Source organism: Streptomyces sp. NPDC002690 (assembly GCF_053592415.1).
The window spans coordinates 1-7,972 of record NZ_JBSFVR010000343.1; the positions used below are offsets into that span (position 1 = coordinate 1).

Consider the following 7,972-nt stretch of genomic DNA (forward strand, 5'->3'; position numbering starts at 1 on the left):
CCCGCAGCGGGGCCGGGAGCAGGGGGGTGGCGGGCACGGGCGCGGGCGCGGCGGCCAGCGCGGCCCGGTGCAGACGCTCCGTCTCCGGCCCCGGCCGCACCCCGAGTTCGGTGTCGAGCGCCTCGCGGCACACGTGGTACTGGTGCACGGCCCGGCGCCGCAGCCCCTGGCGCAGCCAGGCCTCGATGAGGACGCGGTGGGCCAGCTCCTCGGCGGGGCTGCCCGCGAGGACCTGTTCGGCGACGGCCGCCGCCTCGGCCGCCGCGCCCCGCTCCAGGTGCTGCCCGGCGAGCCGGAGCAGCAGTTGCTCACGGAGCAGGGTGAGCCGGCCGCGCCGGTCGTCCGCCCAGCGCGCGTACCGGTCCTCCGGCAGCAGCTCGCCGGTGAACCGGTCGATCGCGGCCATCAGTTCGTCGACCCCGCCTTCGGTGAGGGCGGTGCGGGCCGAGGCCTCGGCCTCGTCGGCGTCGATCCACACGGTGGCCGGATCGAGATGGAGGAGCGCCCCGTCGGAGACCAGGTACGAGGAGGTGGCGCGCGGGGCGAGTTCGGGCTCCAGGGCGCGGCGGGCGGCGTGCAGGGCGACGCGCAGACTTCCGGCGGCGGCCTTCGGATCGGCGTCGGGCCAGCAGACGGCGATGGCCTCCTCGCGGTGGAGGCGGTGGCCGGGCACCACGGCGAGCAGCTTCACCAGCGCGCGCGCTCCGGGGCGCGGCCACCGGTCGGCGAGTTCGGGGCCGCCGTCGCGGGTGGCGTGGAATCCGCCGAGCAGGTCCAGGCGCAGCAACGGCGCGGCGGAAGTCGTGCTGTCCGGTCGTTGCGCGTTCATCAGGATGCACTGTAATCGAACACGCAGGGGACCCCCCGGGCGAGGCCCGGGGGGTCCGTTTCACGTCGGGACGTCAGCCCGTGGGTCAGGAGAGCTTGTACGTGGCGACCTGGTGGATGCCGTTGTCGTCGACCAGGTAGCGGCCGCCGAGGTCCTCGGCGAGCCGGTCCGAGCCGTAGTCGTCACCCTGGAGCGAGACCACCTCGTCGGTGCCGTCGCCGTCGAGGTCGGCGGCGAGGAAGTTGCGGGCTCCGATCAGGCCGGCGTCGCCGAGGGGCGACTGGAAGGACTGGCCGCTCTCGAAGAAGTCCGCGTCCCCGGCGTAGGCGGAGATGGAACCCTCGCTGCCGGCGATCAGCAGCTTCCGGCCGCCGGGCCCGGTGGCGAACGCGCCGTTGTAGGTCTGGCCGATCACCGAGGCCAGGGCGTCCTCGGTGCCCTCGCCGGAGTACCTCCGGAAGGACGAGGTGCCCGCCTCGTAGAGGCTGCCGTCGTCGGTGAAGAAGCCGCCGTGCGTCCACAGACCGCCCATGGTCGCGGAGTGCACGACCTCGCCGGTGCGGCCGTCACGGATCTCCAGGTAGGTGTGCGGAGACGGGCTATCGGTGGAGTTGGCGAACGGCTGCGCCTGGATCTCCCACGTGTAGGCGACCGCGTGGCCGTCCGCGTACGGGATCTCCGGGGAGGCGAAGGTGCCCTGGTAGGTGAGCGCGGCGTGGATGACCCCGTCGGTCGAGACGGCCGGGGCCTTCGGCGCGATGCTCCACTTCGTCCTGCCGGTCCTGGCGTTGAGCGCGATCGCGTTCGCCGCCGGGTCGACGAGGTCGATCGAGCCGGCCTTGGAGTACGAGGTGTAGACCTTGCCGTCCTGGACCGACGGGTCGGAGAAGACCACGTCGCCGAGGTCCTCGGGCGCCGCGTACGACCAGATCTTGTGCCCGTCGCCGTAGTAGGCGTTCAAGGTGTCCGTCGGGACGACGATGTCCTGCTCGCCGTCGCCGTCGAGGTCGGCGAGCTCGACGGAGTGGACGAACCGGCCGCCGCTGTCGATGGTGGCCAGCGTCTTGCCGTTCTTCGCGTTCAGGACGACGACGGCGGAGTCGGCGGCGACGACGATCTCGTCCTTGCCGTCGCCGTTGACGTCCCCCTTTCGCATGTCGTGCACCGCGCCGGGGACGGTGGCACGCCACAGCTTCTCGGGCTTGCCGGAGAGGAGCGAGGGACCGGAGTAGGCCCAGACGCCGTTTGACGAACCGGCCATCACGACGTCGGACGTGCCGTCCTTGTTCACGTCGGTGGTCTGCGCGTAGGAGATGTCCGCCTGGAGCGGAGTGATGCTCTGCTGCTTGCCGTTGCCGAGCTTGAACGTACGGATGTTCTGGCTCTGGTCGATGACGCGGACGTGGGTGCCCGCGGCGTCACTGAAGACGTCCTGGTACATCGGCGCGCCGCTGAGGCCCTTGTTCTGCCAGAGGACGGCACCCTTGCCCGAGTACACGGTCGTCGCGGCGAAGCGCGCGCCGCCCGGGTTCTGCGACTCGAAGACGTCGCGGTCGTCCTCGCCCGCGGCGACGAGCTTGCCGTCGGCGACCTGGAGACGCCAGACGCTCGGCCCGTTGTCGGTGTTGTCGGCGTCGCGCTTGGTCGTCTGCGACCAGAGCAGCTTGCCGGGGGCGTCACCGTTGACCACACGTACGGTGTTGGCGTTCACCTGGAGGTAGTTGTCCAGGGAGGACTCGGCGACCGCGTACTCGTCGCCCGCCTTGGCGGTGAGGTCACCGATCGTCAGGGCGGTGGGCAGCACGTTGACCCGGCTGTCCAGCGTCGAGCGGTTGCCGGTCTTCAGGTCGTAGGCGACGATCTCGTACTTCACCGCGTCGTTGACGTCGGCCTGCTCGACGACGACGAGCCGCTTGCGGCCGGAGTCGACGCGCAGCTGGCGGCTGTAGAGCACGCTGTCGGTCTGCCAGGTGACCGAGCCGTCCGCCACGTTCAGGGCGAGGGTGTGGCCCCGCCCTTCGACGGTGCCGGACTTGGCGCGGTCCCAGGAGACGGCGACCTTGCCCTTGCCGAGGTCCTGGATGTCGCCCCAGGCGGAGTCCCCCGCCTCACCGGTGTCGTACGTCCACGTGGACGACGGGGTCAGCTTGCCGTCCGCCGACGAGAAGCGGATGCCGTACAGCTTCGCCGTGTCGGCGGCCGGCGAGTTCATGTTCATCCGGGGCGAGTCGGCGACGAGCAGCGTGCCGTCGACGATCTTGACCATGGTGGCGTAGTCGTACAGCTTCGACCACACCGTCCTGCCGGTCTTGCCGTCGAGGATCGTCACGAACGTGCCGTTGGGCAGCGACGAGCCGGGCGAGGTGAACGGGCGGTAGGACGCGATGCCGACGCTCGCCGAGAAGACGACGTCGTCGACGCCGTCACCGGTCAGGTCGCCCGTCGAGTAGCCGGAGTCGGAGGACGGGGTGAACGGCGAGACCGCGTTGTACCCCATCATGATCCGCACCGGGAACGGCTCGGTCTGCCACGGCCGCAGCGGCTTGACCTGCCAGTCCGCGTAGTACGAGGTGTTGGTGCGCTCCCACACGGACTCGCCGTCGGGGGTGTGCAGCTGTACGTTGCCCCGGCTGTGGACGGTGAGGTAGTTCCCGTTCTTGCCGACGGGGACGGTCGAGCCCATGCCCCGCACGCCCTCCAGCGAGGAGGTGCCGGTGAAGGTGACCGGGGCGGCGTCGGTGGACGCGCCGTCCAGCGAGGAACCGGAGCCGGAAGGCGTCGCGTCCGTGCTGTCGCCGGACGCGGGAGCGTCCTCGGCCTGGGGACTGACCTGGTTCTCGGCCGCGTCACCGTACGGGTCGAGGGCGACGTCGGCGGTCAACTGCCGCGCCTGGGCGGCCGTCAGCTTCAGGACGCCGTCGCTGTCGTCGGCGGCCAGGGCCTGCGGGGCGACGCTCAGGCAGAGCCCGGCGGCGACCAGGGCGGAGGCGAGCCGGAGGCCCCGCCGCGAGTGGAGGTTTCTCATCACTTGGCTCCCTGCGTGAAGCGGATCGCCGAACCGGCGGTGACGACCGACTGGTTGTAGGCGTACTGGAGGGCGTCGGTACCGGCCTGGTTCTGGATGCCGACGGTGGCACCCGCACCCTGGTCCGCGACCGACTTGTACTGGAGGGTCACCGCGCCGGTGGCCTCGTCGAAGACGGCCTCGAAGGTGGCGCGCCCGGTGGTGCCGTTCGCGTAGGCCGCGTCGTTCCAGACGACGGCGAACGTGCGGCTGCCCTTGGTGCCCGTGGTGGCGGTCTGGACGGACGACTTCTTGTCGAGCGTCAGGTCGTCCCAGAGCGGGGCGACGAAGCCGTTGGGGTTGTACTCGGTGGGCAGCGCGGTGTTCGCGTAGTCACCGACGCGCGGCGCCAGGAAGTTCAGCATGCCGTCGGTGGTGACGGACGTGGTGGAGTACGAGACCCCGTACAGCTTCACCGGGAAGGGCAGCGAGATCGTCGTGGCGTCCTCGTCACCGGTCAGGGCGACCTTCTTCGAGCCCGCGATCCAGGAGTAGGCGGCCGGGGCGCAGCTGTTGCCGGAGGCGTCGGCGCGGGCCGGGACCTGGACGTCCTTGATCAGGTCGGCGGTGGAGACGGTGGTCGCGCCGGTGAAGACACCGTTGCACAGCACGGGCGCGGCGGGCTTCACGGTCAGGGTGTAGGAGCCCTCGGCGACCTTCGGCAGCGTGTACGTGCCCTTGGCGTTGGTGGTGACCGGGGGGACCGGGGAGCCGGTCAGCTCGACGGTCGCGCCGGGCAGCGCCTTGCCGGTGACGTCCAGGACGGTGCCGGTGACCTTGTGGGAGGCGACGGAGGAGAGCGCGAGGTCCTGCGTCAGGGCCTGGTTCTCGGTGATCTCGACGCCGGTGACCCGGGCGGTCGCGTAGCCGTAGCCGCTGAGCGCGAAGTCGTAGGAGCCCGGGTTGAGCGACAGGCGGTAGGTGCCGTCGGGGCCGGTGGTGACCGTGCGGGTGCCGTAGGTGGCGTTGGTGGCCTTGACGACGACGCCGGAGAGGGCGGCGCCGGTGGCCCTGTCGGTGACCTTGCCGCTGACGGTGCCGGCGGTGTGCGGGGCCTTGTCGACGGACGCGAGGATGTCGAGCTTGCCCTCGCCCCAGACGTTGTTCATGCCGGCGGTGCCACCGCAGTGGGTGTCGTCGACGTCCCGGGCGCCCTGGTTGAGCAGGTCACGCGTGCCCTGGATGTCACCGATCAGCGACGGGGCCGCCGACCACAGCAGCGCGGCCGCGGCCGCGACGTGCGGGGTGGCCATCGACGTACCGGACTCGGTGTTGTACGAGGAGCCGGGCCAGGTCGACTCGACCGCGACGCCGGGCGCCGAGATGTTCGGCTTCGCCGAGCCGTCGACCAGCGAGGGGCCGAAGCCGGAGAAATCGGCGATGGTGCCGCTGGAGTCGTACGCGCCTACGCCGTAGGAGGGTGCCTGCGAGCCGGGGGCGTGCGCGGTGGAGCAGGTGGTGCCGTCACCGTCGTTGCCGGCCGCGAACGCCTCGAAGATGCCCGCGGAGTTCCAGGCCTCGACGATGTCCTGGTAGAACGTCGTGTCGTCGCCGCCCCAGGAGTTGTTGACGATGTTCGGCGCCAGGTCGGGGCGCGGGTTCTGCCCGTTGTGGTCGGTCGGGGCGAGGATCCACTGGCCGGCGGCGAGCAGGTACTCGTCCGAACACTGGCTCGACTCACAGCCCTTGGCGGCGATCCACTTGGCGTTCGGCGCGACGCCGATGCCGTTCTTGCCGACCATGGTGCCCATGGTGTGGGTGCCGTGACCGTTGTTGTCGCACGGGGTGCCGTCGGCGGCGCAGGTCCCGGACGGGTCGTAGAAGTTGTAGTCGTGCGTGAAGGTGCCGTCGCCGTTGTTGCCCCGGTACTGGGCCACCAGGTCGGGGTGGTCGTACTGCACACCCGAGTCGACGCTCGCGATGACGATGCCCTCGCCGCGGTCGTCGTACTGGTTCCAGACGTCGTCGGCGTTGATGTCGGCCACACCCCACTCGGGGGTGGTGTCACCGTTCGCGGAGGAGTCCGTGGCGCTCTCGGCCGACGAGCCCCCGGCAGAGGGGTTCGTGCGCGACGTGGTGATCTTCGCGTCGGAGGTCTCGCTGTCGTCGAGCCGGTAGTGCCGCTCCTTGACGATGCTCGCGACGTCCGGGCGCTTCGCCAGCTGATTGATCAGGTTCTGATCACCGGTCACCTTGACGGTGTTCGCGATCCAGTACCCTTCGTGGCTCACCTTTTCCCTGTCGAGGAAGGAGTTGAGCGACTTCTGGCTGGACTTGGCGAGTGCGCGCAGCTCGCCGTATGCGGCCTTCGCACGGCCCGCGTGGGACTTCTGCTTCTTGGCGGAGGACAGGTCCGCCTGGTCCTTCAGCGTGACGAAGAAGGTCGCCTCGCCACCGCCGTCGACGGCGTCTCGCAGGGCGGAGTCGACCTTCGGGGACGGCGCGGTGTCGGCGGCAGCCGCGGCCGGGGGGCCGATCAGCAGACCGGCGGTGGTGAGTGCGGCGGCCACCAGCGCGGCGGATCTGCGCCGGGACGATCGGGGCAGGTGCATCGGGGGTGCTCCTCCAGGGACGGGAAGGGGGAGCCCGGACGTTAGGGAGGCACCGTTACTCGGGCATTACAGCTCGCGACGGGCGTCCGGTGGACCGGTGTACCGGGCAGGGCGCGGCGCACCACCGGGTGAGCCTCATCCGTCGGCGGCGCGGCCGGCAGGGCTGCGCGGCGGCGGGGCCGGCAGGCCGGTAGGCTCCGGCCCGGAATTTCCGGCCGCTTCGCGCCGCCACGCCGCCGGACGCGGCGCCCCGGTCGTCGTTGATCCACCGGCCGATCCCGATCGGCGGGACACTCCCGGGTCTGTGCGAACCGCCACCCCTTCGGGGGTCTTTCGGGCCCGGTGTCCCGCGTGTCGACGCCGCCACGAGCGCGTCGTGGCGGCGACCGTCCCTGGTCGCGGGCGCATCACGAATGCGGCACTACTGGGCCGAGGGCGGGAACGGGCATAGCGCCGGGCGTCCCGGTGGCGCATACTCAAGGTAATGAAACAGTCAGCCGGATCCCGGCGTCACCTGCCTTCCAGTCCCTTCAACCGCCCGGCCCAGGCGGCCCCACCGGTCGAATGCTTCGACGTGGGCGACCGGGTGTCGCACGACCAGTTCGGCCTCGGGCGGGTTCTCGCTGTCGAGGGCGACAACGACGCAGTCCTCATCGACTTCGCGGGGCGTCAGGGGAGGATCCTGAGCCCGTACTCCAAGCTGACCAAGCTCTGAGAGCTTCAGGGGCGTGCCGGACGGACATGCCCTCGGACACGAGTGGCCGTCCGCCGGAGAGCGCCCGGAACCGGGGCACCTGAGAGATACCAGGTGCCCCGGAAGCCGTTGTGGGGCCGTTCCCGTGGCCCACGGGACGCCGGGCGGCTCAGGGCCGTACGGCTAGAGCGCTGCGGCTGCGGGCTTCACCATGCCGCGTACGGTGCGTGACTTCACGTACTCGCCCATCGCGGTCATCTCCCACTCGCCGGTGAACTGCCGGATGAGCTTGGCCATCATCACGCCGGTCTGCGGCTCCGTGCTGCTCAGGTCGAAGCGGACCAGCTCCTCGCCGGTGGCCGCGTCGAGCAGTCGGCAGTACGCCTTCGCCACCTCGGTGAATTTCTGGCCGGTGAAGGAGTTCACCGTGAAGACCAGGCCGGTGGCCTCGGCGGGAATGCGGCCGAGGTCCACGACGATCACCTCGTCGTCCCCCGCGCCCTCACCGGTGAGGTTGTCGCCGGAGTGCTTGATCGCGCCGTTGAGGATCGACAGCTTGCCGAAGTAGCAGCTGTCCAGGTGCTTGCGGTCGGGGCCGTAGGCGATCACCGAGGCGTCCAGGTCGATGTCCTTGCCCCGGAACGCGGGCTCCCAGCCGAGGCCCATCTTGACCTGCGAGAGCAGCGGACGGCCGCCCTTGACCAGCGAGACCGTCTGGTTCTTCTGGAGACTGACCCGGCCCTTGTCGAGATTGATCTTCCCGGAGGACGCGGGGGCCGGGGGAGCGGCCGGGGGCGCGGGCGGCATCGGCGGCATCGGCGGTGCGATCCGCG

Annotated in this window: 5 protein-coding genes; 1 reads left to right on the plus strand and 4 read right to left on the minus strand. The window is 70.8% G+C overall.

Annotated elements, in window-relative coordinates; translation table 11 throughout:
- The 3 genes from ACWD3D_RS29775 to ACWD3D_RS29785 all read right to left on the minus strand — a co-directional run.
- A partial coding sequence (locus ACWD3D_RS29775; protein ID WP_451463864.1) for an AfsR/SARP family transcriptional regulator occupies positions 1–829 on the minus strand: 829 nt, incomplete at its 3' end.
- Between the two features lie 85 nt (positions 830–914).
- Positions 915–3,854: an FG-GAP repeat domain-containing protein gene (locus ACWD3D_RS29780; protein ID WP_451463865.1), complete on the minus strand. Its 2,940-nt coding sequence runs from the start codon at positions 3,852–3,854 to the stop codon at positions 915–917.
- Entirely contained in the window at positions 3,854–6,445 is a 2,592-nt protein-coding gene (locus ACWD3D_RS29785) for a S8 family serine peptidase (RefSeq protein WP_451463866.1), read from the minus strand. The genes ACWD3D_RS29780 and ACWD3D_RS29785 overlap by 1 nt, the downstream gene beginning before the upstream one ends.
- A 484-nt stretch (positions 6,446–6,929) precedes the next feature.
- Here ACWD3D_RS29785 and ACWD3D_RS29790 point away from each other — a divergent pair, with 484 nt between their 5' ends.
- Positions 6,930–7,160 carry a hypothetical protein gene (locus tag ACWD3D_RS29790; protein WP_266703095.1) on the plus strand — a complete coding sequence of 77 codons (231 nt, stop codon included), beginning with the start codon at positions 6,930–6,932 and terminating at the stop codon, positions 7,158–7,160.
- Positions 7,161–7,322: 162 nt separating this feature from the next.
- Here the strand turns inward: ACWD3D_RS29790 and ACWD3D_RS29795 are convergent.
- The coding region (locus tag ACWD3D_RS29795; RefSeq protein ID WP_451463867.1) for a TerD family protein at positions 7,323–7,972 on the minus strand (650 nt) is incomplete at its 5' end.

What these genes read in the sequence shown, in the direction of transcription:
- ACWD3D_RS29780 (WP_451463865.1), bottom strand. Translation starts at nt 3,854, where the DNA reads ATGAGAAACCTCCACTCGCGGCGGGGCCTCCGGCTCGCCTCCGCCCTG.
- ACWD3D_RS29785 (WP_451463866.1), bottom strand. Translation starts at nt 6,445, where the DNA reads ATGCACCTGCCCCGATCGTCCCGGCGCAGATCCGCCGCGCTGGTGGCC.
- ACWD3D_RS29790 (WP_266703095.1), top strand. Translation starts at nt 6,930, where the DNA reads ATGAAACAGTCAGCCGGATCCCGGCGTCACCTGCCTTCCAGTCCCTTC.